This window comes from Streptomyces sp. NPDC006385, assembly GCF_040612485.1.
Taxonomy (GTDB): Bacteria; Actinomycetota; Actinomycetes; order Streptomycetales; family Streptomycetaceae; genus Streptomyces.
On the sequence record NZ_JBEXQG010000017.1, the window covers coordinates 127,173 to 151,967 of the forward strand.

The following is a 24,795-nucleotide window of genomic DNA, read 5'->3' on the forward strand; positions in this document are numbered from 1 at the left end:
CAATGGAGGACTTTTCCGGCAGGCCGGGCGTCGCGTTCGTCGCAGGGGGCACCGGCGGCATCGGCGCGGCGGTCGTACGGCTCCTGGCGGAGCGCGGCAGCGACGTCGCGTTCACCTACCGGGCCAACGAGGCGGCGGCGCACGCGCTCGTCGAGGAGGCGAAGGCACGCGGACGCCGAGTCGCCGCCGTGCGAGCGGACCTCACCGAGGAGGAGGCCACGGCGCGCGCGGTCACCGAGGCCGCGCGGACGTACGGCGGCCTCCACACCCTCGTGTACGCGGCCGGGCCGCACGTGCCGATGACGCACCTCAGCAAGGTCACGCCGGGCCGGTACCGCGCCCAGCTCGAAGCCGACGCGGTGGCGTTCTTCAACCTCGTCCACCCCACGCTGCCGTTGCTGCGCGAGAGCCGGGGCAGCATCGTCGCCGTGACCACGGTCGCCACCCGCCGCTACCCGGTCCGGGACGGGCTGTCGTCGGGTGCGAAGGGGGCGGTCGAGGCGGTCGCCCGGGCTCTCGCCGCCGAGGAAGGGCGGTACGGCGTCCGCGTGAACTGCGTCGCCCCCGGCATGCTCACGGACGGCATCGCGGCCCGGCTGATCGACTCCGGGGAGCTGGACGAGGAGGCCCTCGCCATCACGCGGCGGAACATCCCGCTGCGCCGGTTCGGTGAAGCGCGGGACATCGCGGAGGCGGTCGCGTTCCTCGCCTCGGACCGGGCCGGGTTCATCACCGGGCAGGCGCTGGGGGTGGACGGGGGGTACAGCGTGTGACCGTACGGCTCACGGAGTGGACGGCGGGTGCGGCGTAGGAGGCGAGGCGGGCGGCGGGGACTGGCCGTGCCCGAGGGCAAGGCCGGGGTTCCGGTGCGCATCGGGACAACCCGTCACTGTGACGCACATCACTCACCGATTCCGGCCGCGGCGACGGGTTTTCCTCTCCAGGCCGGTCTTGATGCGGACCGAACCCGACCACCACTGTGGAGTGTCCGATGTCCGATCTCTTCCAGTCCGCCGTCGTCACCGGTGCCGGCCGCGGCTTCGGGCGCGCGATCGCCGCCGCGCTCGTCGCAGCCGGCACCGACGTCGTCGGTATCGCCCGCGACGAGGAGGAACTGCGCGCCGTACGCGACGAACTCGGCGAGGGCTTCACACCCGTCGCCGCCGATGCCACCGGTGAAGCGCTCGCACAGGACGTGATCCGCGAACACCGTCCCGGCCTGCTGGTCCTCAACGCCGGCGCCACGCCCCACATGGCGCCCGTGCACGAGCAGACCTGGGAGACCTTCAGCCGCAACTGGCACACCGACACCCGGCACGTCTTCACCTGGGTGCGAGCGGCCCTGCGGGAGCCGCTGCAGCCGGGCAGCGTCGTCGTCGCGATGTCCAGCGGAGCCGCCCTGGGCGGCTCCCCGCTGAGCGGCGGATACGCCAGCGCCAAGGCCGCCGTCCGGTACATCCGCGGATACGCGGCCGACGAGGCACAGCGGGCGGGCCTCGGCATCCGGTTCCACGCGTTGCTCCCGAACATGACCCCGACCGGTGGCGTCGGCTCGGTCGCGGTCGACGGCTACGCCGCGCGCCAGGGCGTCGACCGGGACACCTTCGTCGCGGGTCGGGAGCAGCCGGTCCTCACCCCGGACCAGGTCGCCAAGGCCGTCATGGAAGTCGCCCAGGACCCGGACAGCGATGCGGAGTACCGGGTCGGCGGTACCGGACTGCGCCCCATCGGCTGAGCGGCTGCCCACAGTGAACCTCACCGCACCCTCGAAAGAAGCCGCGATGCCGTCGGACGCCGAGTTCGCAGCCCTGACCGAACCGTTCCGGCCGGAGCTGCTCGCGCACTGCTACAGGATCCTCGGATCGATCCACGACGCCGAGGACCTGGTGCAGGAGACCTACCTGCGAGCGTGGCGGGCGTTCGGCCGGTTCGAAGGCCGCTCCTCACTGCGGCGGTGGCTGTACAAGATCGCCACGATGGCCTGCCTGACGGCGCTGGAAACGCGTTCCCGGCGGCCCCTGCCGTCGGGACTCGGGGCGCCCGAGGAGGACCACCGGGTGGCCGTGGCCGCTCGGGAGCCGTCGGTGGCGTGGCTCCAGCCGGCGCCCGACGCGCTGCTCGGGGCAGCCGACCCGGCGGCGGTCGTGGCCGGGAGGGCGGGAGTGCGGCTCGCCTTCATCGCCGCGCTCCAGGTCCTCTCCGCCCGGCAGCGGGCCGTGCTGACGTTGCGCGACGTCCTGGCGTTCCGGACCGCCGAGGTCGCCGAGATGCTGGACACGACGAGCGCGGCCGTCGACAGCGCCCTGCGCCGCGCCCGGACCCGCCTGGCCGAGGCCGGACCGGCCTGGGACGAACTGGCCGAGCCGGACGAGGAAGCCCGGCGCACCCTCCTCGACGGCTACGTCGACGCGTTCACCCGGGCCGACCCCGACGCGATGGTGAAGCTGTTGCGTGCCGACGTCGAGCTGGAGATGCCGCCGATCCCGACCTGGTTCACCGGTCGGCGGGCCGTCGTCGGGTTCCTGGCCGGGCGGGTACTGCGCCACCCGGACCAGTGGCGGATGGTGCCCACCGGGGCCAACGGCCAGCCCGCCGCTGTCGTCTACCACCGCGCGGGCGACGGCCGGTACGAGGCACACGGCGTCCAGGTCCTGACCCTGATCGGGGACCGCGTCGCCCGCATCACGGCGTTCAACGACCCGAGCCTGGTACCGGCGTTCGGCCTCGCGCCCGCGCTGACGGCCTGAACGCCACAGCTCACGGCCCGCACCGGGCAGCGCACGCCCCGGACCGGACAGTCCCCGCCACCCGGCCGGCAGCCGTCGACAGTCATCGCCGACCAGAACGCCGCGCGCACCCCGGTCGTCGCGACCATCGGCGCCGCGGCATCAGTGTCTCCCACGGCGGACCCAGCGTCTGAGCGCGCGGCTCACTCGGTGATCGAACGACCGCCGACGTACGCGGCGCGGACCACGTCGGCGGACAGCGCATCCAGCGCCTCGCGCAGAGGGACGTGGAGCAGGCAAAGGTCGGCCGCCGCGCCGACTGCCAACTTCCTGAGGCGGTAGGGGCGTTCGGGTTCGAGGAGGAACAGCCGCAGGGCCGCCTCGGGCGCGATGCCCTCCCCGTCGTCCCGGGTCACGGCGGCCCGCATCACCGCCCACGGGTCGTGGGTGCCGTAGGGCGCGTCGGTGCCGGCGGCGAGCGGGACGCCCGACTCGGCGAGGCTGCGGCAGCGGTAGAGGTGTGGCCGGTCGTCGGCGTGGACCTCGGCGGCGTACTCCCGGCCCCGCTCCACCGGGAAGTGCGGCTGGGTCACGACCGTCACGCCGAGCCGCCGGATCCAGCGAATCGACTCCGCCGGGATCACCGAGCCGTGCTCGATGCGGTCGCCCTCGACCGGGCCGACCTCCTCCAGGGCGAGCAGGGTCACGAGCAGCTGTACGCGGGTGACGCAGTGCACGGCGACCGGGCGGGGCCGTACGCCGGCCACCGTGGCCGCCAGGTCGGCCGGTGCCGGCAGGGTCGGGTCGTCGAGCACGAGCTTGACCGGGGAGTCGACGCCCATGACGAGGAGCCGCTGCGGCAGCACCGACAGGGTCCGTGTCAGGTCTGGCTCCGGGCGCGGGTCGGCGTTGGTGAACCCGGTGACGCCGAGCCGTGCGGCGCGCCGGCCGACGTACTCCAGGTCCAGCCGTACCGGCGGTACGAGACGGCGCAGCCGCTCGTCCTCCCGCCAGAACCGCCCGTCGACACCGTCGCCGTCGAGGCCGGCCGCCCGCAGGGCCGCGCTGTTCAGGAACCACATCGCCCCGCTGCGGTGCTGCACCCGGACCGGCCGGTCGGTGACGATCGCGTCCAGCGTCCACCGGTCCAGGTCCCCCGCGACACTCTCGTGGTAGCCGACGGCACGCACCCACTCCGCCGGTCCGCCGCGCCGCAGTGCCGCCACGAAGCCGTCGCGTCCGCGTACGTCGGCGGGTCCGACCCGGACCGAGGCTGCCTCGGCGGCCAGCGCGGCCAGGTGGATGTGGTGGTCGTGCAGGCCGGGCAGGAGTGCTCCGCCGCGACCGTCCACGTCGGCTTTCCCCGCCGGCCGGTGCCCGATCTCCGCGATCCGCCCGTCCACGCCGATGCGCACGTCCAGCCCGGCACGGCCCTCGACCTCCACGTTCCGGATCAGCACGGCCGTACGCGGGAGCCCGCGAGCGCGGCGGCACAGGCCGTCATGGAGACGCACAGCAGCTCTCCGCCTCCCTCGGCGAGGGAACGGGCGACGGCGTGGGCCGCGTACAGGCCCGTGACGGGATCGGCGAGCGCGTCGCCGAGGAACACGGGGTCCCCGTGCGCGTCCCGGCCGGTGAGGCCGCCGGCGACCGCCGCGTCGTCGCCGAAGGCGATCCGGTCATCCGCCCGTCCGTAACCGGTGATGCCGACCCAGACGCGTCCGGGCCGCGCGGCCAGGAACTCCTCGGCGTGCACGCCCAAGCGCCTGAGCGCCCTCGGCCGCGCCGCCTCGATGACGATGTCGGCCTCCGCGACAAGGGTGGAAAGCGCACCGGAGGCGAAGTCCAGCACGCGGCTCTCCTGCCCGTCGTGCAGCCATCGGTAGAAGTCCGGGTTCCCGAACCGCGCCCCGTCCGGCCGGGCCCGGCTCTCCACCTTCACCACCCGCGCCCCGGCCGACCCCAGCAGCCGTGCGCACAACGGTCCCGCCCACAGCGCGGACAGGTCCACGACCCGCAGGCCGGCGAGATCGCGCGGCCGCCGCTCCCCGTGGCGTTCGGCGCGGACGGGGGGACGGTCGGCTCCTGCCGAGCCCAGGCCCGCCGCCGCGATGCCCAACAGCTGTGCGCCGTAGGCGAGTTCCGCAGACGAGACACGTCGGGCGGCCGTGGGCAGATCCATGCCCGGTGCGCCGAGGAGACCGAGCAGGGCGGGGAGGGACGCGTGGTCGTCCGGGCGGGCCAGGTTGACCGCCGCCCATCCGTCGGTGGTTTCGAGCAGCCGGCAGGAGCCGCCCGCCGATGCGCGGCCCGGTGGTGTGAGTCCGGCCAGGTGGGCGCGCAGGAACAGGGCGATGGGCAGGTCGACGGCGACGCCGGTGAGGCGGGTGAAGTCGTCCACGGCGCGGACGAGGGGGCCCAGGCAGGGCTTCACGGTCTCCGTCCAGCGGCCGAGAGCGACATGGAGAGCGACTTCGAGAGCGGCATCGAGAGCGGCATCGAGAGCGGCATTCTTCATGCAGTGAACACCCTTCTCTACAAGCGTGAGTCAAGATTACACTCGGTCAGCCATGGAGCCACCCGTCCGCCTGGTCGACCTCGACCGCGCCGCGCCGCCCTCATCCGACCGCGACCAGGTGCTGGTGGGTATGGCGACCCGGCCGAGGGAAGTCGCCGGGGGCTTCGACGTGCTGCTGACTGCCGCATCCGACGCGCCACGCCCCTGGGTGTCGTGCCGCGACCCGTACGCCGCCGCCCGGCAGCTCCAGGACGCCGTCACCCGGCAACCCGCCGCGTCCGTCGCCCTCGTGCAGGTGCTGCGCATGGGCGCCGCTCTCCCGCCGTCCGACCGGCTCGTCGCCGAGTCCCTCGCCTACTCGGCCCTCCAGGGCGGCGCGGGCTTCCGCGCCTGGCTGGCCTCGGCCCGGCCGCGTACGCCGCGCCCCGCCGCCGAGCCGGTCCGGCTGCGGCGTCACGGCGACCGGCTGACCGTCACCCTGGACCGCCCCTGGGTGCGCAACGCCTTCGACGCGGCCACGCGGGACGCCCTGTGCGAGGCGCTGGAGGTCGCCGTGGCCGATCCGTCGATCAGCGTGGTCGACCTGTGCGGCAACGGGCCCGCGTTCTGCAGCGGGGGCGATCTCTCCGAGTTCGGCAGCTCGCGGGATCCCGCCGAGGCGCACCGGGTGCGGGTGCACCGCAGCCCGGCGGCCCTGCTCCAGCGGTGCGCGCCCAAGGTGACCGCCCACCTGCACAGTGCCTGCGTGGGCGCGGGCATCGAACTGGCGGCTTTCGCCGGCCGCGTGCGGGCCACTGCCGACACCGTGATCCGGCTGCCCGAGACCGGGATGGGCCTGATCCCCGGCGCCGGCGGCACGGCAAGCCTTCCGGCCCGCATCGGCCGGGAACGCTCCGCCTACCTCGCTCTGTCCGGCGCTCCGCTCGGCGCGACGGAGGCACTCGCCTGGGGGCTCGTCGACGAGATCGGCGGCTGTCCGCCGTGACGAGGCGGCGCGGCCCGACGGAAACCACCTTCTCAGGAATGGAGAGGATGGGTATCGTGTCTGCCTGCCCGTGACGGGCAGGAGGCACACTCATGGCGCGACGAATGGAGAGTCACCACCCGTGACGGACTTCGACGCAATCGACTTCTTCCGGGACGAGGCGCTGGTCGCGGACCCCTACCCCTACTTCGAGCATCTGCGCGGACAGTGCCCCGTCCAACGCGAGCCGCATCACGGCGTGGTCATGGTGACGGGGTACGACGAGGCGGTCCAGATCTACAACGACACCGACACGTTCTCCTCGTGCACCTCGGTCACCGGTCCCTTTCCCGGCTTCCCCGTCCCGCTCGAAGGCGACGACGTCAGCGAGCTGATCGAACGGCACCGCGACGAACTGCCCATGAGCGACCAACTCCCCACCCTCGACCCGCCCCAGCACACCGCCCACCGCGCTCTGCTGATGCGCCTGATCACGCCGAAGCGCCTCAAGGAGAACGAGGCCGCCATGTGGCACCTCGCCGACGGGCTCCTCGACACCTACCTGGCCGACGGTGAGGGCGAGTTCATCAGCGGATTCGCGGGGCCCTTCACCCTGCTCGTCATCGCCGACCTGCTCGGCGTGCCCGAGGAGGACCGCCGGGAGTTCGTGGCGAAGCTCCAGCACCAGGACGACTCCGGGGCGGCGATCGGCAGCACCGGCGAGCGGACCATGGAGCACTCCCCGCTGGAATTCCTGTACGGGCGGTTCGCCGCGTACATCGAGGACCGCCGCCGCAGTCCCCGCGAGGACGTGCTGACCGGTCTGGCCACCGCGACGTTCCCCGACGGCTCGACGCCGGAGGTCGCCGACGTGGTCCGCGTCGCCGCCAATCTCTTCGCCGCCGGCCAGGAGACGACCGTACGCCTGCTTAGCTCGGCGCTCCGCGTGCTCGCCGAACGCCCGGATCTGCAACGGCTCTTGCGGGCCGAGCGCGAGCGGGTGCCCGTCTTCATCGAGGAGTCGCTGCGCACCGAGAGCCCCATCAAGGGTGACTTCCGGCTGTCCAAGGTGCCGACGACGGTGGGCGGCGTCGACCTGCCGGCCGGCACCACCGTGATGCTGCTCAACGGCGCCGCGAACCGCGACCCGCGCCAGTTCGACGCCCCCGCGACCTTCGACGTGGAGCGCGCGAACGTACGCCGGCACGTGGCCTTCGGCCGCGGTGTCCACAGCTGTCCGGGCGCGCCGCTGGCCCGGGCCGAGGCGCGGGTGGCCATCGAGCGACTGCTGGACCGCACGACGGACATCAGGATCTCCGAGCGCGCACACGGACCGGACCGCGCCCGCCGCTACCGCTACGTACCCACGTTCATCCTCAGGGGCCTGACCGACCTGCACCTGGAGTTCGACACCACTGAGAGCGAGGACCGATGAAGGCCACGGTCGACGACGACCGCTGCCGGGGGCACGGCGTCTGCCTCACCGTCTGCCCCGAGGTGTTCGACCTGGGCGACGACGGATACGCCGTCACGACCATGCCCGAGGTCCCCGCAGCGTACGAGCGGGCGGTGCGCGAGGCCGCCGCCATGTGCCCCGAACGCGCCATCACCACGACGAGTTGACGCCCAGCCCGGCGAAGGAGGCGCGATATCGAAGGGATGGGTCATCAGGACCCAGGCCATCGAGGACCAGGTGGGTTGGACACCTACGGACCGAACTCCGCCCGTTCGCCCGTTGAAGGAGTTCTGGGCGGGGGGCGAACCGGTGGGCCCGGCCAGCAGTCCTCTTCGCATCGACCGCAGATCGTGTCGCGGGCATGGCCCGGCGCCGCCCGTGTCAGCCCCCCTGGTGCGGGCGCAGCTGGACGAGGCCGGACTGGTAGGCGATGACGACCAGTTGGGTTCGGTCGCGGGCGCCGAGTTTGGTCATGGCACGTTGGATGTGGCTGCGTACGGTCAGCGGGCTGAGCACGAGTTGGTCGGCGATCTCGGTGTTGGACTTGCCGTGCGCGGCCAGGGCCATGACCTCGCGTTCGCGGTCGGTGAGGGTGGTGAGGCGTTCGGGCGGCGCAAGGGGCGTGTCGGGGTCGGGGGTGGCGAGGAAGCGGGTGATGAGGGTGCGGGTCGCGGTGGGGGAGAGCAGGGAGTCGCCTGCCGCCACGGTGCGGATGCCCGCCAGGAGGAACTCGGGGCTGACGTCCTTGCCGAGGAATCCGCTCGCGCCGGCGCGCAGGGCCTTGGCGACGTTCTCGTTGTTCTCGAAGGTGGTGAGGATCAGGACGCGCGTGGTGGACAGTTCGGGTCGGGAGCAGATGTCCGTGGTGGCGGTCAGTCCGTCGGTGCCGGGCATGCGGATGTCCATGAGGACCACGTCGGGCTCGTGGACGAGGGCGAGGTCGATCGCCTCCTGTCCGTCGGTGGCCTCCGCGACGACGGTCATGTCCGGTTCGGAGTCGATGAGGATGCGGAAGGTGGCCCGCAGCAGGGCTTGGTCGTCGGCGAGCAGGACGCGGATGGTCATGTGACGGTGCTTTCGTCGGGGCCGTTCAGCGGGAAGGAGCAGGCGACTTCGAACCCGCCCTTCGGGCGGGGGCCGGCGTGGAAGGTTCCGCCCACGGACAGGGCGCGCTCACGCATGCCGAGCAGTCCGTAGCCGCGGCCCGCTCCGGCCGCGGCCGGGAGGCGGGAGGTGGCGGTGTCGTTGGTGATGCTGAGCGTCAGGTAGTGGGCGGTGTAGGCCAGGCGGACCCGGGCGGTACGGGTGGCGGCGTGCTTGGTGACGTTGGTGAGCGCCTCCTGGATGATCCGGTACGCCGTCAGATCCAGTCCGGGGCTGAGGGGTTGTCGCTCACCGTCCACGGTGACGGCGACGGCCAGGCCGGCCGCCGAGCAGGCGGTGACCAGGTCGGGCAGTTGCCGCAGACCGGGGGCGGGGGTCAGTTCGGTCTCAGCGCCGGTGTCCTGGTGCAGGAGTCCCACGGTCGCCTTGAGCTCGCGCAGCGCCGTGGCGGTCGTCTCCGACAACTGGCCGAGGATCTCGAACGCCTGGTCGGGGTTGGTCCGCGACAGGTGGGCGGCGGTGCCGGCCTGGGCGTGGGCCAGGGTCAGGTGGTGGGCGACGACATCGTGCAGTTCCCCCGCGATGCGCATGCGTTCCTGGATCACCCGGTGACGTGCTTCCTCCTCGCGCTCGCGGGCGGCGTGCTCGGCACGGGCGGCGGCGTACTCGCGGCGCACGCGCACGTAGCTGCCGAACGCCGCGACCATCAGAATCCACCCGGTCGGATTGATGATGCTGAGGAGAGGGTCCCGGACCGCGCTGAGAAACAGGCTGACGAGGGCTGTTCCCGCGGCGGCCACCAGCGCGCTGTTCCACGTGGTCCGCCGGTCGGTCCGTAGGCTCACGGCGTACTGCGCGGTCAGCAGGGGACCCATCAGCAAAGGCGTCAGAAGGTGGCCCAGGGCGCCTTGGGCGAGGGTGCACAGCGTGGTCACGGCCAGGACGGGAAGGGGATGGCTGCGGCGCCGCACCAAGGCCGCGCAGGCGAGGACGGACAGCGCGGCGGCGAGCCACGAAGCGCCGGGCTCGTCGTCGACCACCGCGTAGGTGACCCAGACGCCGGACATGGTGAAGACGAACACCAGCGCCAAGGTGACGGCCTCGACAGCCCGCGGGTGGCTCGCCGTCCGACGGCGCCAATGGGTGTTCATGGAACGTTCTCCGAGGTAGGACAAGGGTGGGGCCAGGATGAGGCGGGTCGCGGCACCGCTGTGCACGGTACCGCGACCCGTCCCGCACACGGTCGTGTCAGGTGCGGGCCCATTCCCGCGCGGGGGTCTCGTCGGCTCCCCGTTCGGAGTCGGGACGTGCGGCCTGTGACGTGAGACCGGCGCCCTCGACATCGACCCGGGGAAGCACCTTGTCGAGCCGGCGTGGCAGCCACCACGCCCGGTCGCCGAGCAGGGCGAGGACGGCGGGCACGATCGCCATGCGGACGACGAAGGCATCGAAGATCACCGCTACGGCAAGGCCGAAACCGATCGTCTTGATCATGGACTCGCCTGACCCGATGAACCCCGAGAACACGGCGATCATGATGACCGCGGCGGCGACGACCACCCGCGCACTGTGCCGGAATCCGCTGACGACCGCCTGCGCGGGCCGTTCACCGTGTACGTACGCCTCCCGCATACGGGCGACGAGGAACACCTCGTAGTCCATGGCCAGGCCGAAGACGATGCCCACCAGGAAGATCGGCATGAGGCTCATGATCGGGCCGGTCTGCTCCACGCCCAACAGCCCCGCGCCCCAGCCCCACTGGAAGACGGCCACGACCGCGCCGAGCGACGCGAGCACCGACAGCAGGAAGCCGAAGGCCGCCTTGACGGGCACGAGGACGGAGCGGAAGACGATCAGGAGCAACAGCAGGGCCAGCAGGACGATGACCGTCAGATAGGGCACGAGGGCGTCCTGAAGGGCCCCCGCGACGTCGATGTTCATCGCCGTGCTGCCGGTGACGTCGAAGGTCGCTCCGGTGTTCTTCTCCAGGCCGGCGCGCTGCGCGCGGATGGTGTGGACGAGGTCCTTGGTGGTCTCGTCGTTCGGGCCGGTGGCCGGGACCGCCGAGAAGATCGCGGTGTCGCCTGCCGCGTTCAGCCGCGGGGGCGAGACCGATACGACGCCGTCGGTGCCCTTGATGGCCTCGGCGATGGTGTCGGCGGCCGAGCCGGGGTCGTCGGCACCCTCGGCGTCCACGACGATCGTCAGCGGGCCGTTGAAACCCGCGCCGAAACCGTCGGCGAGCGCGTCGTAGGCACGCCGCTCCGTCGTGGAGGTGGGCTTGGCCTCGTCGCCGGGCATGCCCATCTCCAGCTGGGCGGCGGGCAGGGCCAGCGCACCGAGGCCCGCGACGCAGACCAGCAGCACCGCGACCGGACGGCGCAGCACGAAACGGGCCCACCGAGTACCGCCGTTGTGCGTGTCGCCGGGGTCAGGCGTCGCCACGATGCCGCTCTTTCGCGTCCTGCGGGAGAGGACGGCGTTCGGCCACATCCCGAGCAGGGCGGGCACCAGGGTCAGCGCGACCAGAACGGCGACGACGACGGCCCCCGCGGCGCACAGGCCCATCTTCGTCAGCATCGGCACGCCGACCACGGACAGGCCGGCCAGCGCGATGACGACCGTCAGCCCGGCGAACACCACGGCGGAGCCGGCCGTGCCGACCGCCAGCCCGGCCGCCTCAACCGGGGTGTGTCCGTTCGCGCGCTCCTCCCGGTAGCGGGACACCACGAACAGGGCGTAGTCGATGCCGACCGCGAGCCCCAGCATCGACGCGAGCGTGCCGGTGGTCATGCTCAGCCCGAGGACACTGCCCAGGGCCACGATCGCGCACATGCTGATCCCCACGCCGATGACGGCGGTGAGCAGCGGGAGCCCGGCGGCCGCCAGGGAGCCGAAGGTGATCAGCAGGACCACGGCGGCCAGGGCGATGCCGATCGCCTCGGCCGACCCCCCGGCGGCCGGCTGCGAGGCGAGCGCGGTACCGCCGGCCTCGACCGTGAGACCGGCGTCGCGGGCCTCGGCGATGGCCTTCTCCAGCGCGGACTTGCTGGAGTCGGTGAGGTCGTCCGCCTTGACCTTGTAGGTGACCGTGGCGTACGCCGTGGAGGCGTCCTTGCTCACGGCGTTGGCTTTGAAGGGGCTCACGGCGCTGTCGACTTGAGGCCCGTCGGCGGCCTCCGTCACCAGCTTGTCGATGGCGGTGTGATAGCCGGCCGCGGTCACCTTCTCGCCCTCGGGAGCGATGAAGACGATCCGCGCGTCGGCGCCGTCGGCGTCCGACCCCGGGAAGCGTTCCCCGATCAGGTCGAACGCCTTCTGCGCCTCGATGCCGGGCATGAAGGACGTGCCGTCGTCGTCGGCGGCGGGCGCTGTCGCGGCGCCGGCCCCGACGGCGCCGAGGATCACCGCCCACAGCAGTGCGACGAGCCAGCGCCGCCGGAAGGCGGTACGGCCTAGGCGATAGAGGAAGGTAGCCACGTGTCTGGGATCTCCGCATCCGTTGCTTGCGTACCACTCCAGGCTTCCGGACCGGGACCCCTCGGCGCGTCGTGCGCCCAACGGCACTTGCGCCTCGTGAAAACGCACGAGCCGACGCGCCGTCTCCTCCTCAGGTATGACGACGTGCCGGTCGCCGATGGCCCAGACGGGAGAGCCCCGGTACGAGTGATTCGCAGGCTGCTTCCTGCTCGCCGCCGGGCTGCGCGACGCCAAGGGCAGCACCCAGTACGCCAGCCGATGGCCGAGCGGCTGCCGGATGGTCGGCAAACGGGCGAACTGTCAGGTCGCTGTCAGTGTCCATGCCGCCACCGACACCGCCTCGTGCCCGCTGGAGTGGCAGTTGTATCTGCCGCGTGAGTGGACGGACGAGCCGGACCGATGCCCCGAACTCGCCTCGGTCGTCGTGAGTTGGGCACGCGGCGGCTACGGTGGGCGAATGTCTGTTCAACACACCAGTGAGGTCGAGCGGGTCGCGGCCGCCTGGCGGAAGGTGACCGGCTGGCTCGCCGAGCATGCGCCCGTCTCCCACGCTTCTCTCCTTGCGCCCGCGACGGAGGAGGAGATCGCCGCGGCCGACTCCCGCCTGAGGCATGCCGTCGGGTTCGGGCTGCCCACGGAATTGGCGGCGCTGTGGCGGCTGTGCGGCGGTGTGGAGCACCAGTACATCGAGGCCAATGAGGAAGCGGGCGAGGTCGGTTCGGGGGCGTTCCTGCCGGGCGGGGTGCTGCTCGGTCCGGAGGATGCGCTCCGGCCGCGGCTGCCGGAGGTCGGGCGCGGCGATATGTGGGGCTCCGCGGTGGTGCCTTGGCTGACCGGCGACGAGGCAGGACCCGAGTCGGGGCTCTACGTGGGCGAGGACGGCGTCGGCTCCTGGTCGCTGCCGGACAATCTCGCGTGCGACAAGCCCGGGTATCCGTCGATCGCCGCCTATCTCGAGGCCGTTCACCGCACGCTCACCGAGGGGCCGGCCGACGCCATGGGCCCCGATGTGCCCGGCCTGGTGTGGGGCTGTCTGATCTGGGACGATCCCGAGGCGCCTCTGCTGGACGATGCGTTGGAGCACTGGCAGCCCGTCCACTGACCGTGACTCTGCCAAGGGCCCGCCTGGCGGGCGGGCCCCGGGCGGAGTGCGGTGGCTACGGCTTCTTCATCTCGCAGACGAGAGTCGCCGCGCCGGTGTCGCAACCCTTGAACCACAGATCACCCGCGTCGATCGCGAACTCGTCGCCGTCGATGACCCGCATCTGTGAGAGGAACTCGTTGCCGTACTTGTTCATCGCGCCCTGGTTGACGTACCCCGACATCGAGGAACGGCCGCACTTCTCGCTGAACGTCGGCGCGTCGTAGCGGGTGTCGTCCAGGAGGTGCTCACTGCCGTCGTCGACCTTCGCCGCCACAGTCTGGATGCACTCGCCGCCGCCGGCCGTGCCGGCCGGGTTCAACCCGCCGGCGGTGGCGGGCAGGCCGACGGTCTCGTACGTCGAGGCGAACGGCACCTCGTCACAGTTCACCTTGTCGGGGTTCGGCAAGGGGACCTGCGGGCGGAACTCCGGGTGCAGGAACGTGTACGGGTGCGGCACGAATCCCTTGGTCGGGACGTAGCCGTCGGCCCGGTTGCCGCCGTAGTAGCCGCAGACGCGGTTACGGATCTTCTTCTTGGTCCAGGTGGAGTTCACCCGGCCGTTGTCCGCGTCGGGGCGGTAGTGCAGCGGCTTGGCGATGGTCCCCAGGCCCTTGACCGCGGACTTGTTCTGGACCATCCAGAAGTGGGCCGCCGCGGCCGGGTAGCGGGCGGCGTCCATCTGGTATTCGGGGACGTACTGCGTCAGGACGCATCCCTGCACGCCGTACGAATCGACCTTGTCGCAGCGCACATCGATGCCGGGTGAGCGGGCACTGCCGCCGTCGACCTCGTCGTCCTTGCCTTCGAGCGGCACGTACTCGCTCTCCGGGTTGAAGATGAACCAGATCGGCAGTTCCCGGGACAGGCCCGCGTCCGTGGGGCCGACGCCGTTGGTGGAGCCGTCCCACTTGTGCGTGGCGGTACCGGTGGCCATGTGGGAGCAGGTCGCGGCCACGATGCGCGACGGCCTGACGGCCCTGTCGGACGAAGAACGAGCGGAGATCGAGTAAGCCGCGTCCACCCTGCGGCAGGTCAGATCCGGGAGTACGCGACCGCTGCTGCCGCTGTCTGTCGTCCGCAAGGTGGCTCCCATGACGGCGGCCCGGACACCCGCTCAGGTCCTGGCCGAGGCGCGCAGAGTGGACAGCCAGCGCAAACGGACCAGCGTCCTGGCGGCACTCCAGGATCTGACGGCGGCCGGCGAGCGCATCACCTTCGCCACGGTCGCCCGAGCGGCCCAAGTGTCCACCTGGCTCGTCTACGCCGAAGGGGTACGCGAACACGTCCACGCCGCGATCGACCAGCAGTCACATAAGCCCGCCAAGGCCCATAGCCAGGGCCGGCAGACCAGCCCGGCGAGTCTGACGACCGACCTCGCCCTGGCCCGGGAAGAGATCACTTCTCTGCGGGACGAACGCGACCGGCTCCGTGAAGCCGTCCGGCAGCAACTCGGTCAGCAACTCGGCCAGGTTCAGCAACTCGGCCAGGTCAGCAATCGACAGCTGACCGACCGCGTCACCGAACTCACCGACGCAGTACGGCAGTTCGAGCGGTCCGAAGCACAGGCCAGGACCGAGGCCGAGCAGCAGCTCAGCTCACGCGTCGCGGAACTGCAGGCCGACCTTGCGGCGGCCCGCACCAGTCTGCGGAAGATGATCAGGCAGCAGGCAAGCCCACCCGACGGGCGATGACCTCGGCCGACTCGCCCAGCAGCTCGGAGGCCAGGCCCAGCAGCGGAGGCGTCAGCTCGGGGTGATCGCCCCTACTGCCCGCCATCAGCAGCTCGGCCACCGCGAACAACTGAACCTGACGCCCTCCAGCACCGGCCAGGAGCCCGGAGAAGCGGTCTGTGATCTCCGCGGCCACAGCGGGCTGCAAGAGCGAGTACGCCCGAAGAACGGCAACATCCCACCCCGCCGGCGCCAGCCCCCATCCCTCCCAGTCAAGAAGAACGCATGCCGGAGCGGTCAGATTCGCCCAGTGCAGATCACCGTGGCCGGCCTTCCACACGGCGACTTCCGGGTCGAATCGGCCGCCGCTGATCCACTCCAGGCGCCGGTTCACCAGTCCTGACGGACCGACACCCGGTTCGTCGCGGTCGCCGCCACCGCGTCGAGGGACGTCTCAAGCCCCTTCCACCAGCCCTCCGACAACTGCACGGGCCCCGCAAATCGGGCGTCACGGAGACCGGGCCGTCCTCGACGAACGTCGAAAGCGCGGCCTGAAAACGGAGACCCTTTTCAGCCCAGTCACGGACCTCCGCCAGTTCCGGCCGGGATGCCCCCGCGATGACGTGCGCGGACTCGTTACCCGTCCAGAGCTTCTCACTGACCCTGTCCGCCGGCGCGACGACCACCCGAAGCCACCTGGCGAGCCCGTTCACCGTCACCTTGCCGCCAAGGGTCCGCCCCCTCCATCCTTCAGCCCGCACCTCATCGACGACCTGGCAGCCGAACGCCGCCGCCGGCCCGCACGAACACCTCCTGGAGGAGCTGGAGATCAGCATCAGACGGCTCCCACATCGACACTGCCTGCCCCCTCAGATCGACTGCTCGCTTTACCGGACCAGCATTCCAGGCTTTGTTCACGAGACGCGACAGCGGTTCGGACCACCCGGAGGACGAAGACATCACCCGGCGACGGCCGGTGCGTTTCCCAGTTCGTCGATGAGTCGCCGGTAGGTCTCGAAGGCCGGCTTGGGGGTGTAGTCATCGCGCAGCAGGCCGAAGTGGTGGAAGAGTCCCTCGGCACCGCTGTCGGCGTCTCGCAGGGCGAAGAACGAGTAGCCGTCGATGTTGAGGTCGGCCGCGAGGCCGGCGAGGGTCCGGACGACGTTTTCAAGGACCGCGGCCTGTCGCTGCTCGGGGCGATCGGAGCCGGTGGGCCAGCCGTTCTCGCAGATGCGGATCGCCACGGTTTCCGGGATGGCGGCCTTCGGCAGGTCGGTCCGCCGAAAGGTGGTGAGGACGGCAGTGACTGCCTCTGCCAACTGGTCGGCGGCGATGGGGCGGAAGACGTCGGGAAAGAAGTCAAGACCGACATAGTCGAGGCTGGCCAGGAAGCGCGCGTCGGCCCGGGCGGCGAGCTCGGACCAGAAGGTGTCGGCCGGATCGAAGGTCGGCACGGCGTTGAAGCCGACCGCAACGGTGTGGCCCAGAGCGCGGGCCTCCTGCTTGGCCGCAACGACTCCCTGGACGAGGGCGTTCAGGACGTTGGGGATGCTGCCGTCCAGGACGGGGAGATCGACGTTCGGTTCCTCGCAAATCTGCAAGGAGGCCAGGTGCGGTCCGTGGATACGGACGGCTTCACGAACGAACTCAAGCCACTCGTCCAGTCGCCCTGACGGCTCCCTGAAGGGCAGCACGAGGTCGAGTTTGCGTCCGTGCTCAAGGTACTTCTGAGGGTCAGCGGGCGTGGGCGGCTCCTGCGGTGTCACGGTGCCCGCGAAGGGCTGGTAGGCGCGGACCGACAGCGTGGTGGTCGTGCCTTGCAACGTGTCGAGTGCATCGGTGATGCGGTCCGGCAGGTCTGGTCGGACCGGGTGGACGATTCCGTTCTCGTCGCCCAGGAGGCCACCCGGATAGATACCGAAGGTCAGGGCCATGAGGTCACCCTCCGGAAAATCTTGGTGTCATCACAATTTTGTGGTGACGCTATCATTTGTGGTGTGGGACTTCGAGAGACCAAGAAGCAGCAGACTCGAACCGCGATCGCCGACGCGGCATTGGAGTTGTTCCTGGAGCACGGCTTCGACCAGGTCACGGTCGCCGACGTCGCGCGACGCGCGGGGGTGTCCACCAACACCGTGTTCAACTACTTCTCCACCAAGGAGGACCTGTTCTTCGACCGACAGGCCGAGGCCGAAGGTCACCTCGCCGCACTCGTGCGCGACCGAGCACCTGGCACCTGCCCAGTGGAGGTCATCCGTGACGACCTCCTGGCCGCGCTGCAGCAGAACGAACCCATGCTGGGACTCCATCCCGGCGCACTCAGGTTCTGGCAGGTCATCCACGACAGCCCCGCACTTCGCGCACGCGAACGCGAGATCGGCGAACATGCCGAGGCCGCCTTGGCGGTGGCCCTGGCCGAGCATCCACCGACGACCGCCAGCCCCGGCAACAGCAACCCCCCGATGCCCGCGCTTCTCGCGGGAGCCGTCGCCGGGACGCACCGGGCAGTCCTGCGTGAGATCCAACGGCGCGTCATGTCCGGCGAACCCGCCACACGTGCCCGCGACACGGTCTCCCCGGGCGCGCTCCGGGCATTCAACCGGCTGTGCCTCGGACTACACGCGGACGCCGGTGAAGAGACGTCGTAGACGCGGCAGTCCCCCCATCAGCCCGGCCCCTGACGATGCCACAAGCCCCGCCTCGCTGGGCCTGACGTGCCTAACGTCTCTCACTACCATGAACCAGTCCGACCAGCATCAATGGGCTCAACCTCTAGATAAGCCTGGCCCCGACCGGCTACGACGCAGGAGGTTCTCAACACCCCCGAGGGCCGGTATGCCGAACTCGCCGTCATCACTCAGCTCCTTCACAGCACGACCCACGGTGGCAACCTCGAACTCGCCGATCCCCTTCGCCGCCGCGCTGAATTTCTCCTGGGGCGCGCTGTTGCCCCAGCCAGTCAATTGAACGTAGGTACGGTGTGCGGTACGGCTGCCCGGCAGGTGACCCAGCGCCGGTTGCGCGAGTCACGACGACATGACTCCGCGCAGGGTTGCGAATGCCTGCGAGCACCAGGCAGAACCGGCCGAGCGGCGTCACCGAGCCTGCGTGGTCTGGAACCTGGCGGCGCTGATCGCGGCGGACTGCGGCATGCCCGATCTCGCCGTGTCCCTGTGCGAACGCCAGTTTCATATCCTCCAGACCGCGTGGCCGGTACCCGGTCGCACGGCGATCGCTTCACTCCAGCCGCTCGTCAACCTCGCTCGTCTCACCCACCGGGCCGGTGATCCTCACGGTGCCTACGAGGCGCTGCACACCATGAACCACACCATGAACCACGCCGTACACCACGGTGGAAACGCCCTGGTGCATGGCACGACCATCCCCTTCGACCACTTCGCCACCACAGACGCGGACCGGCAAGAGGCCGCCAAGTCAGCTGACGCCCAAAGGCGTCGTGCGGGCGCTGGATGTGGTTCGGCACGCCCGGCAATCACCGGCCCAGGACATGGCCCACTTCCACCTACCCCTCGGCCTTACTGCGGTTGGTCTCGCCACTGAGACGTGCCCGGGACAGGCGGAGGCCCTGTGCTCCGAGCTGATCCGGGCCGCCGCAGAATCCGAAGACGCCTTCGCAGCAGGGAGGTCACGCCACAACGCCGCTCGCGGGCAGATGGCGCCGACGGAGAGTGAAACGCTGAACACTCTTGTCCGCAGGGCTGGCCTGGTCCGCGGATCGATCCCGCCCCCGCTGCTCGCCGACCTGTTGGCACCGGTCGAGAGCACGGAAGACGTCCTGATTCGTGCCCTCCGTACGTGAGCGAGGCACCACCGGTCACCCACCCAAACCTCCTGCGGCACAGGCGTCTCAGACGTCGGCGATTCGGCCATTCCTCTCCACTCAGGAACGGCCCCACCACCGTGTCCGCACGTTCGCCCCCTTGCGTTTCAAGGCCCCCACGGTGTCCGGAATCGAGCGCGTTCGATTCCGGCGCCGCGTCGTTATGCCGGGCACCGCCGAGCCATCCAGGTGCGGCCCCCGGCCCCTAGGAGGGACACAGGTGACTGTGACTGCCGCCTCGACTGCCAACGCTGAGACGCCGCCCCCTCCGCCGCCTGCGGAGATCCGCTACAGCGGCGAGTACTCCGTCAACCCGCTCGGCGACGTGTCCTTCACGCACATGTGCGCCCGCCTGCCGTCCGTGCTGCGCCGCATCTGCCGAATGGCCTGGAAGCTCGACCGCACGGCCGTTCTCCTCCTCGCCGCCTGCCAGGTCGTCACAGGCGCCGCCGCCGCGGTGGGCCTGGCTGCGACCGCCCGCGCCATGCAGCCGATCCTGGGCTCCGGCACTGTGGCCGATCGTCTTCATCAGGCACTGCCCGCGCTGCTCGTCGTGGCCGGCGCGGCGGCACTCGGGCGGCTTTCCAGCGCGCTCGCCTCGTACGCGGATCGCAGGCTCACCCCGCCGCTGACGACCTGTGCAGACACCTCGCTGGTCGAGGCGGTGTGCCGAGTCGAAGCCGCTGCCTACGCCCAAAACGGCTTCGCCGACCGGCAGGAAGCGGCCGAGATGGGCGTGGTGCGCACGCACGTGATGGTGAACGACGCGCAGCGATTCGTGGCCGCTCTCATCAGGATGGTGGCCGCGAGCGGAGTGTTGTCCGTGCTGCACTGGGCGATGCTGCCGCTGCTCCTGCTCGCTGTCCTGCCGGCCGGAGTCGGCGCCGTTCTCACCGCGCGCGTCGACTACGAGATGCACTACGCGAACGTGTCGGACCGCAACGTGCGCCACATGACGCGCTGGTGGGCCACCACGCCGAAACACAGTGACGAAGTCCGTGCCAACGGCATGACCAGCTATCTGCTGTTCTGGTACCGGTCGCTGTCCGAACGCATCGACCGCCGTCTGCTGGACGCCGCCCCACGGACCTTGCGCATCACCCTGCTGTCCTCGGCGGCCAGCGGCTTGTTCCTGCTTCTGGCCTGGGCCGCCCTGGCCTGGCTGGCCATCACCGGGCGCATCGCACTCGCCATCGCCGCGACCGCAGTCGTCGCCGTTCAGACCACGCTGGCAGCGCTCTCCCAGGTCGTCATCAACGGGGCGGCCCTGTTCCACACCAGCCTCTACCTGACCGACATGCAGACGTTCCTCGACGACGCCGCGCAACGGGCCCCGCAGCGCGGTGAGTTGTCGGCTCCCTCGCCCCTGGAGGAAATCCAGATCAATGACGTGGTCTATCAGTACCCGGGCAAGGACCGCCCGGCCGTCGACGGGGTATCCCTCTCGCTGCGCCGCGGCGAGATCCTGGCCATCGTCGGCGAAAACGGCAGCGGCAAGTCCACCCTCCTACGCTTGATCACTGGAATCTACCTCGCGGACAAGGGCCGCGTTCTGTGGAACGGCGCGGACCTCGCCACCCTTGACCAGAACAGTGTCTGGGCCCGTACCGGCCTCGTGCCGCAGCTCTTTGCCCAGTGGCCCCTCCGGGTCCGCGAGAACGTCACCCTCGGTCAGCCCCGCACCCGCGACGACCTGCCTGTATGGGAAGCGATCGACGCCGTAGGGATGCGAGAGGCGGTCGAGTCGCTGCCCGACGGCATCGAGACGCTGCTCGCCCGGGAAGTCTTCGGAGGCGCCGAACTCTCCGGCGGACAGTGGCAGCGCCTGGCCTGCTCGCGCGCGATCTACAGGCGCCCTGACTTGCTCATCCTGGACGAACCCACCTCCCAAATGGACGCCCGAGGCGAGCACCAGATCTTCGAGAAGATCAAGCGCGGCGCCCGCGACCGCATCACGATCGTGGTCACGCACCAGTTGGAAAACACCCGCCTCGCCGACCGCATCCTCGTCATGGACAAGGGCCGAGTCATCGAGCACGGCCAGTACGAGGACCTGGTCAACTCCGGCGGCGTGTTCGCCGAGCTAGTCGCCCTGGCCAAGGACCGGTGAACTCCATGGACTTCACCGCATGGCCCCCGCTTCTTGTAGTCGACGTCGAAGGCAATGGCGCGAGTCCACCGGACCTGGTGGAGGTCGCCGCGTTGCCCGTGCACGGTGGACGCCCGGACACGAGCGCGGCGGGCGCATGGTTGAGCCGGCCGAACAGGCCCGTCACACCGTACGCGGCCCGGATGCACGGCCTGACCAATCAGGTGCTCGCCACAGCCCCGGACTGGGAGGACATCGCAGACGAGATGCACGCACTACTTCGCCGGACCTGCGTGAGGCACCCGCACAGCGCCATCGCGCCGCCTTCGACGCCTACGCGACCGCTCAGCTCCTCATCGCCATGGCGGACCACTACGAGAGCTGGGACCACCTCGTCGCCACCGCCGTAGGCCCGGGCCTTCCCGGCGCCCCCGAACCAGAAAAGGAGCAGCCGCCCCTGTGGTGACCCCGCCGCCCTTCGCATCAGTGCGGCAGTCGCCCTGCGTCCAACCGCGTAGCACGACACTGAATCGAGAGACACGTGCCTGATACCTGGCAGACGATCGCGCGCCTTGCCCGCCGACTGGAGGATCACTCCACGCTCCCCCGCGAACAGCGAGTCCTCCTACAACTGCTCAAGATCCAGGAAGAGGCCGGCGAGGTCGCCGAAGCCGTGATCGGAGCCATGGGGCAGAACCCCCGCAAGGGGCATTCGCACACGTGGGACGACGTCGAGTCCGAGGTCTGCGATGTCATCACCACCGGAATGGTCGCGCTCATGCGCATGAACCCCGATGCGGAGGCGGTGTTCGCTCGGCACATGGCCCGTATCGCCTCCCGGGACCTGGCGGACCAGGGCAATACCGCCGACACTCGGGCCGCCTCGGCGACGGGACAGCGGAGTTGAACGCGCACACGGTGAATACGCAAACCTGGGTCCGCTACGGCCAGATGCAACTCGGGCTACCGACGGAATTCGTTGACCTGCGGAAACATGGTCCCTGAGGTGGAGATCTCCCGTGCTGAGGTTTGAAGGTTCCCGAGTGCACTTCCGTCCGACGGGGGCCCGCAGGCCTGAGCGGGAGCCCTGGCTGGAAGGCCCGCGCATGCCGCCAGAGGAACCCGTCTACCCTGACCGAATGATCGACGAGGGGGACTTCCGGGTCGGTGACGTGCTGTCGGTTGCTTGCCCCTTCACTGTGACCAGGGTCGAGCAGGGTCTCACGTGGGATCACGTGTCGGTGCGATGGCCGTGGTGGGAAATCGACACCCAGAATGAGTTCGCGCACTGGAACGGGGTCGTTGCCCTCGGCGTGAACAGCAGCGGGAGCGTCTCGCCTGAGGTGGAGGCCGAGCTCTTTCGAACGGACCCCCCGCCCGAACAATTGAAGGCGGGAGACATCTGCCGGGTTGGCGTGCCACCCACCGTCGTGCACGTGACGGACGTCGAACACCACGCCCCTCCTCTGGAGACGGCCTGGCTGCCACATCCCACCCAGACCGTGACGGTGCTGCCCCGAGGTCTGTCCTATCGCGAGTTCCCGGACGAGACCCACCTTGATGGCTCGGGATACACCATCCACCCTGGCGACGGGATCCCCTTCACCTTCGAGCTGTTGATGCGCCCATACGCATCCCTCCAGGTGAGCGACGAGGTCGCCGATGCCGTCGGCCGCGCATGGCGGTTCGGCGGGCCCTGGAACTGGACCGCGTTCGACGGGGAGCCGGCTGGCGCGGGCCCTGCGTGGCCGCTCGTCCTGCTCACTCGAGCAGGAACGCCGTGCTCCGTTGAGGACGCCGAAGCGGTGGCTGCGAGTACGGCGGAAGGATCGCACCAGGAGACGATCCGAGAGTGGATGGCACTCACCGAAGCCTCGCCCACACCCTGACCCATCCGGACGCCTGCGGCATCTCTGCCGTGGGTGAGCGAGGACCGGGGCCACTGGCCGACTATCGCGCACCGTCACAACACGACCTGGCCGCCCAGACCGCTGACCCGCGACATTCCGTCACCTAAGAGCCGCATTTCGTCGGTAGCTCAACTCGACCGCGAATACATGCCCCCAGTCCCCGACCGGCTGAGATGGGGGGGATGGGGGTACTGGGACGGAGTAGGACCAGATACCGACGCACTCGGGCCGCTCCGCGGAAAACGAGTACTGGCCTGCGGATCCCGCACTACCTCCTGCCACCACTCCGAGCCGGGCTCCGTGACGGCGCCCGGCTGGTCTTCTCCACCTTGCACACCGACCTCCACGGACACGGTCCCCGCTCCGAGGTCGCCCCTCGGCAAGAGATGATCCGAATTCGCGATCAAGAGCCGATCCTCGTGCAGATGTGGGTACTTACGCCGCGACTATGGGAGGACGTGCTGGTCGACTAACAATTCCGAGGCACGCCACCGGGGCGACGCGGGCCGATACGGGTGAGGCCCCCGCCGGTACGGCGGGAGCCGTCTGCGCCAAAGGAACGGAGACACGGCCTGCCCGCAGGCGTCCAGCGGCGGCTACCCGTGCCCGACCGGCTACAGCTGCGACCAATACCCCTTCCGCTCCACCTGGCAAGGAGCCGCCACCGGCTCACTGCCGCAACCCACCCCCTACCCGGGTCGCACCTTCAACTGGTGCCAGATCAGCGCGCTCCCCACCGGCAGCACGGGCCCGGACGGCTGGAGTGCCTGCATGATCCCGGCCGGGGAGAACAGCAGCGCCGGCAGCCTCCTGAACCGCTTCCACATCGACAACCGGGTCATCGAGAAGGACCCGTTCCACGTCTGGATCGTTGACTGAGGAAGCGCCCCCTACCATGCCCGGTATGAGTGAACCCGTCGCGCTCGCGTCCGGATGGGTGCGGGTCGAGTACCACGCCTTCCACCTCGCGGATGCAGGGCAGTACGACCCGCCTCCGTTCCGCCCGCACAACGGGTTGATCTTCTCCAGGCCGGGGCTGGCGGTCGTGCTGGTGGGAGCCAACAGCGGTGTGGTCAACATGACCGCTGAGGTATACGAGCATCCCGTGGCTGGCCTGGATAACGAGGGATGGGACGAGGTGGTGGACCACAGCGTCGAATCCCTCTCCGGGCAGATGCGGATTGCCCCGCTGATGGACGATCCCCCAGACCTGCCGCTGCTGACCCCGTTCGGCCCTGGCCACTACCGTGTACGCATCCACGCCCGCGGGCGTGACCGTGCCGATGACGCCCATGTCTCCGAGCCGCTGGAGGACTACCTCCTCCAAATCTGGCCCGGGCAGCACGAGCCGGATCTCGTGCACAAGCAGAGTGATCAATGCGGAGAGACCCTCCGCAGGGCCGCGTTGAACCAGCCGGAGGAAACGCCTTCGCCTCCACACGAGGACGACTGGAAGCGCAAGGCCAGAGCCAGACTGCACCGCCACAACAACTGAGCATGCGGGTATGGGGTCCTCACGGCCCCATCCCCGCATGCCCCTCCCCCGCCGACGAAGCCCTGCGTGCTCACGTCTCTGCAGGCTCGGCAGCAGGAGCCTCGGTAGCGGCGTTGCCAGCTCCAGCTGGACGAACGACGCTTCCCGGATACTTCCGGGCGACGCTGCCCGCCAGTGCCTCGTTGTCGGTCTGGAACGTGACGCGGCCTTTGCCAACCGTTGACAGGGCCTAAGACGTCGTCTCATTTGGTGAGTCTGCGGTAACAGATGAGGCTGCAGGCGATGGCGGTGAAGGCCAGGAAGTGCTCAGCCTTGCGTTCGTAGCGGCGGTGCAGCCGGCGGCAGCCGCCCAGCCAGGACATCGTGCGCTCGATCGTCCAGCGGTGGCGGCCCAGGCG

General features: G+C 70.3%; 23 protein-coding genes and 1 pseudogene. 15 read left to right on the forward strand and 9 right to left on the reverse strand.

Annotation, left to right across the window (positions count from 1 at the left end; translation table 11 throughout):
* Nucleotides 1-2: 2 nt before the first annotated feature.
* The 3 genes from ABZ078_RS16305 to ABZ078_RS16315 all read left to right on the forward strand — a co-directional run bounded on the left by ABZ078_RS16305 (nucleotide 3) and on the right by ABZ078_RS16315 (nucleotide 2,747).
* Nucleotides 3-773, forward strand: a complete 771-nt coding sequence (locus tag ABZ078_RS16305) for an SDR family oxidoreductase (RefSeq protein ID WP_356575728.1) — start codon at nucleotides 3-5, stop codon at nucleotides 771-773.
* Nucleotides 774-991: 218 nt separating this feature from the next.
* A complete protein-coding gene (locus tag ABZ078_RS16310; RefSeq protein WP_356575730.1) occupies nucleotides 992-1,735 on the forward strand; it encodes an SDR family oxidoreductase in 744 nt (247 codons plus the stop codon).
* Complete coding sequence (locus ABZ078_RS16315; protein ID WP_356575731.1) at nucleotides 1,689-2,747, forward strand: sigma-70 family RNA polymerase sigma factor; 1,059 nt, start codon at nucleotides 1,689-1,691, stop codon at nucleotides 2,745-2,747. Before ABZ078_RS16310 ends, ABZ078_RS16315 begins: the two co-directional genes overlap by 47 nt.
* A 182-nt stretch (nucleotides 2,748-2,929) precedes the next feature.
* On the opposite strand, the gene ABZ078_RS16320 is transcribed toward ABZ078_RS16315, so the two are convergent.
* Nucleotides 2,930-4,186, reverse strand: coding sequence for an amidohydrolase family protein (locus tag ABZ078_RS16320; RefSeq protein WP_356575733.1), 1,257 nt, complete (start codon nucleotides 4,184-4,186; stop codon nucleotides 2,930-2,932).
* Complete coding sequence (locus ABZ078_RS16325; RefSeq protein ID WP_356575735.1) at nucleotides 4,180-5,244, reverse strand: CoA transferase; 1,065 nt, start codon at nucleotides 5,242-5,244, stop codon at nucleotides 4,180-4,182. Before ABZ078_RS16325 ends, ABZ078_RS16320 begins: the two co-directional genes overlap by 7 nt.
* A gap of 52 nt (nucleotides 5,245-5,296) precedes the next feature.
* Between ABZ078_RS16325 and ABZ078_RS16330 the strand changes: the two genes are divergently transcribed.
* The 3 genes from ABZ078_RS16330 (at nucleotide 5,297) to ABZ078_RS16340 (ending at nucleotide 7,831) form a co-directional block, all read left to right on the forward strand.
* Nucleotides 5,297-6,229, forward strand: a complete 933-nt coding sequence (locus ABZ078_RS16330; protein ID WP_356575737.1) for an enoyl-CoA hydratase/isomerase family protein — start codon at nucleotides 5,297-5,299, stop codon at nucleotides 6,227-6,229.
* A gap of 121 nt (nucleotides 6,230-6,350) precedes the next feature.
* Nucleotides 6,351-7,643 (forward strand): cytochrome P450, encoded by a 1,293-nt coding sequence (locus ABZ078_RS16335; protein WP_356575739.1) that lies wholly within the window; start codon nucleotides 6,351-6,353, stop codon nucleotides 7,641-7,643.
* Nucleotides 7,640-7,831, forward strand: a complete 192-nt coding sequence (locus tag ABZ078_RS16340) for a ferredoxin (RefSeq protein ID WP_356575741.1) — start codon at nucleotides 7,640-7,642, stop codon at nucleotides 7,829-7,831. Before ABZ078_RS16335 ends, ABZ078_RS16340 begins: the two co-directional genes overlap by 4 nt.
* Nucleotides 7,832-8,045: 214 nt before the next feature.
* Here the strand turns inward: ABZ078_RS16340 and ABZ078_RS16345 are convergent, their stop codons facing one another.
* The 3 genes from ABZ078_RS16345 to ABZ078_RS16355 all read right to left on the reverse strand — a co-directional run bounded on the left by ABZ078_RS16345 (nucleotide 8,046) and on the right by ABZ078_RS16355 (nucleotide 12,248).
* The gene (locus ABZ078_RS16345) at nucleotides 8,046-8,729 is read right to left on the reverse strand and encodes a response regulator transcription factor (protein WP_356575742.1); all 684 of its coding nucleotides are present in this window, start codon (nucleotides 8,727-8,729) and stop codon (nucleotides 8,046-8,048) included.
* Entirely contained in the window at nucleotides 8,726-9,919 is a 1,194-nt protein-coding gene (locus ABZ078_RS16350; RefSeq protein ID WP_356575744.1) for a histidine kinase, read from the reverse strand. The genes ABZ078_RS16345 and ABZ078_RS16350 overlap by 4 nt, the downstream gene beginning before the upstream one ends.
* A 97-nt stretch (nucleotides 9,920-10,016) precedes the next feature.
* A complete protein-coding gene (locus ABZ078_RS16355) occupies nucleotides 10,017-12,248 on the reverse strand; it encodes an MMPL family transporter (RefSeq protein ID WP_356575746.1) in 2,232 nt (743 codons plus the stop codon).
* Between the two features lie 280 nt (nucleotides 12,249-12,528).
* On the opposite strand from ABZ078_RS16355, the pseudogene ABZ078_RS16360 reads away from it, so the two are divergent.
* A pseudogene (locus ABZ078_RS16360) lies at nucleotides 12,529-12,648 on the forward strand (transposase); the annotation flags it as partial.
* A 57-nt stretch (nucleotides 12,649-12,705) separates the two neighbouring features.
* Nucleotides 12,706-13,350: a hypothetical protein gene (locus ABZ078_RS16365; RefSeq protein ID WP_356575768.1), complete on the forward strand. Its 645-nt coding sequence runs from the start codon at nucleotides 12,706-12,708 to the stop codon at nucleotides 13,348-13,350.
* 55 nt (nucleotides 13,351-13,405) lie between these two features.
* Here the strand turns inward: ABZ078_RS16365 and ABZ078_RS16370 are convergent, their stop codons facing one another.
* Nucleotides 13,406-14,326 carry a hypothetical protein gene (locus ABZ078_RS16370; RefSeq protein ID WP_356575748.1) on the reverse strand — a complete coding sequence of 307 codons (921 nt, stop codon included), beginning with the start codon at nucleotides 14,324-14,326 and terminating at the stop codon, nucleotides 13,406-13,408.
* A 157-nt stretch (nucleotides 14,327-14,483) separates the two neighbouring features.
* On the opposite strand from ABZ078_RS16370, the gene ABZ078_RS16375 reads away from it, so the two are divergent.
* A complete protein-coding gene (locus ABZ078_RS16375; protein WP_356575749.1) occupies nucleotides 14,484-15,083 on the forward strand; it encodes a DUF6262 family protein in 600 nt (199 codons plus the stop codon).
* On the opposite strand, the gene ABZ078_RS16380 is transcribed toward ABZ078_RS16375, so the two are convergent.
* Nucleotides 15,049-15,456, reverse strand: coding sequence for a hypothetical protein (locus ABZ078_RS16380; protein WP_356575751.1), 408 nt, complete (start codon nucleotides 15,454-15,456; stop codon nucleotides 15,049-15,051). The two genes, ABZ078_RS16375 and ABZ078_RS16380, sit on opposite strands and share 35 nt — an antisense overlap.
* Before the next feature lie 565 nt (nucleotides 15,457-16,021).
* On the reverse strand, nucleotides 16,022-16,996 hold the full coding sequence (locus ABZ078_RS16385; protein WP_356575753.1) for a hypothetical protein: 975 nt from the start codon (nucleotides 16,994-16,996) through the stop codon (nucleotides 16,022-16,024).
* Nucleotides 16,997-17,059: 63 nt separating this feature from the next.
* On the opposite strand from ABZ078_RS16385, the gene ABZ078_RS16390 reads away from it, so the two are divergent.
* The 6 genes from ABZ078_RS16390 to ABZ078_RS16415 all read left to right on the forward strand — a co-directional run bounded on the left by ABZ078_RS16390 (nucleotide 17,060) and on the right by ABZ078_RS16415 (nucleotide 24,397).
* Nucleotides 17,060-17,710: a helix-turn-helix domain-containing protein gene (locus ABZ078_RS16390; RefSeq protein ID WP_356575755.1), complete on the forward strand. Its 651-nt coding sequence runs from the start codon at nucleotides 17,060-17,062 to the stop codon at nucleotides 17,708-17,710.
* A gap of 1,413 nt (nucleotides 17,711-19,123) precedes the next feature.
* The gene (locus ABZ078_RS16395) at nucleotides 19,124-21,013 is read left to right on the forward strand and encodes an ATP-binding cassette domain-containing protein (RefSeq protein ID WP_356575757.1); all 1,890 of its coding nucleotides are present in this window, start codon (nucleotides 19,124-19,126) and stop codon (nucleotides 21,011-21,013) included.
* A gap of 5 nt (nucleotides 21,014-21,018) precedes the next feature.
* Nucleotides 21,019-21,402 carry an exonuclease domain-containing protein gene (locus ABZ078_RS16400; protein WP_356575759.1) on the forward strand — a complete coding sequence of 128 codons (384 nt, stop codon included), beginning with the start codon at nucleotides 21,019-21,021 and terminating at the stop codon, nucleotides 21,400-21,402.
* A 131-nt stretch (nucleotides 21,403-21,533) separates the two neighbouring features.
* Entirely contained in the window at nucleotides 21,534-21,899 is a 366-nt protein-coding gene (locus ABZ078_RS16405) for a MazG-like family protein (protein WP_356575761.1), read from the forward strand.
* A gap of 232 nt (nucleotides 21,900-22,131) precedes the next feature.
* The gene (locus ABZ078_RS16410; protein ID WP_356575762.1) at nucleotides 22,132-22,881 is read left to right on the forward strand and encodes a hypothetical protein; all 750 of its coding nucleotides are present in this window, start codon (nucleotides 22,132-22,134) and stop codon (nucleotides 22,879-22,881) included.
* 925 nt (nucleotides 22,882-23,806) lie between these two features.
* Nucleotides 23,807-24,397, forward strand: a complete 591-nt coding sequence (locus ABZ078_RS16415; RefSeq protein WP_356575764.1) for a hypothetical protein — start codon at nucleotides 23,807-23,809, stop codon at nucleotides 24,395-24,397.
* A gap of 242 nt (nucleotides 24,398-24,639) precedes the next feature.
* Here the strand turns inward: ABZ078_RS16415 and ABZ078_RS16420 are convergent.
* The coding region (locus ABZ078_RS16420) for a transposase (RefSeq protein ID WP_356575770.1) at nucleotides 24,640-24,795 on the reverse strand (156 nt) is incomplete at its 5' end.

What these genes read in the sequence shown, in the direction of transcription:
- ABZ078_RS16315 (WP_356575731.1), top strand. Translation starts at nt 1,689, where the DNA reads ATGCGGAGTACCGGGTCGGCGGTACCGGACTGCGCCCCATCGGCTGAG.
- ABZ078_RS16325 (WP_356575735.1), bottom strand. Translation starts at nt 5,244, where the DNA reads ATGAAGAATGCCGCTCTCGATGCCGCTCTCGATGCCGCTCTCGAAGTC.
- ABZ078_RS16385 (WP_356575753.1), bottom strand. Translation starts at nt 16,996, where the DNA reads ATGGCCCTGACCTTCGGTATCTATCCGGGTGGCCTCCTGGGCGACGAG.
- ABZ078_RS16400 (WP_356575759.1), top strand. Translation starts at nt 21,019, where the DNA reads ATGGACTTCACCGCATGGCCCCCGCTTCTTGTAGTCGACGTCGAAGGC.
- ABZ078_RS16370 (WP_356575748.1), bottom strand. Translation starts at nt 14,326, where the DNA reads ATGGCCACCGGTACCGCCACGCACAAGTGGGACGGCTCCACCAACGGC.
- ABZ078_RS16340 (WP_356575741.1), top strand. Translation starts at nt 7,640, where the DNA reads ATGAAGGCCACGGTCGACGACGACCGCTGCCGGGGGCACGGCGTCTGC.
- ABZ078_RS16305 (WP_356575728.1), top strand. Translation starts at nt 3, where the DNA reads ATGGAGGACTTTTCCGGCAGGCCGGGCGTCGCGTTCGTCGCAGGGGGC.
- ABZ078_RS16310 (WP_356575730.1), top strand. Translation starts at nt 992, where the DNA reads ATGTCCGATCTCTTCCAGTCCGCCGTCGTCACCGGTGCCGGCCGCGGC.
- ABZ078_RS16330 (WP_356575737.1), top strand. Translation starts at nt 5,297, where the DNA reads ATGGAGCCACCCGTCCGCCTGGTCGACCTCGACCGCGCCGCGCCGCCC.
- ABZ078_RS16410 (WP_356575762.1), top strand. Translation starts at nt 22,132, where the DNA reads ATGATCGACGAGGGGGACTTCCGGGTCGGTGACGTGCTGTCGGTTGCT.
- ABZ078_RS16345 (WP_356575742.1), bottom strand. Translation starts at nt 8,729, where the DNA reads ATGACCATCCGCGTCCTGCTCGCCGACGACCAAGCCCTGCTGCGGGCC.
- ABZ078_RS16365 (WP_356575768.1), top strand. Translation starts at nt 12,706, where the DNA reads ATGTCTGTTCAACACACCAGTGAGGTCGAGCGGGTCGCGGCCGCCTGG.
- ABZ078_RS16375 (WP_356575749.1), top strand. Translation starts at nt 14,484, where the DNA reads ATGACGGCGGCCCGGACACCCGCTCAGGTCCTGGCCGAGGCGCGCAGA.
- ABZ078_RS16350 (WP_356575744.1), bottom strand. Translation starts at nt 9,919, where the DNA reads ATGAACACCCATTGGCGCCGTCGGACGGCGAGCCACCCGCGGGCTGTC.
- ABZ078_RS16415 (WP_356575764.1), top strand. Translation starts at nt 23,807, where the DNA reads ATGAGTGAACCCGTCGCGCTCGCGTCCGGATGGGTGCGGGTCGAGTAC.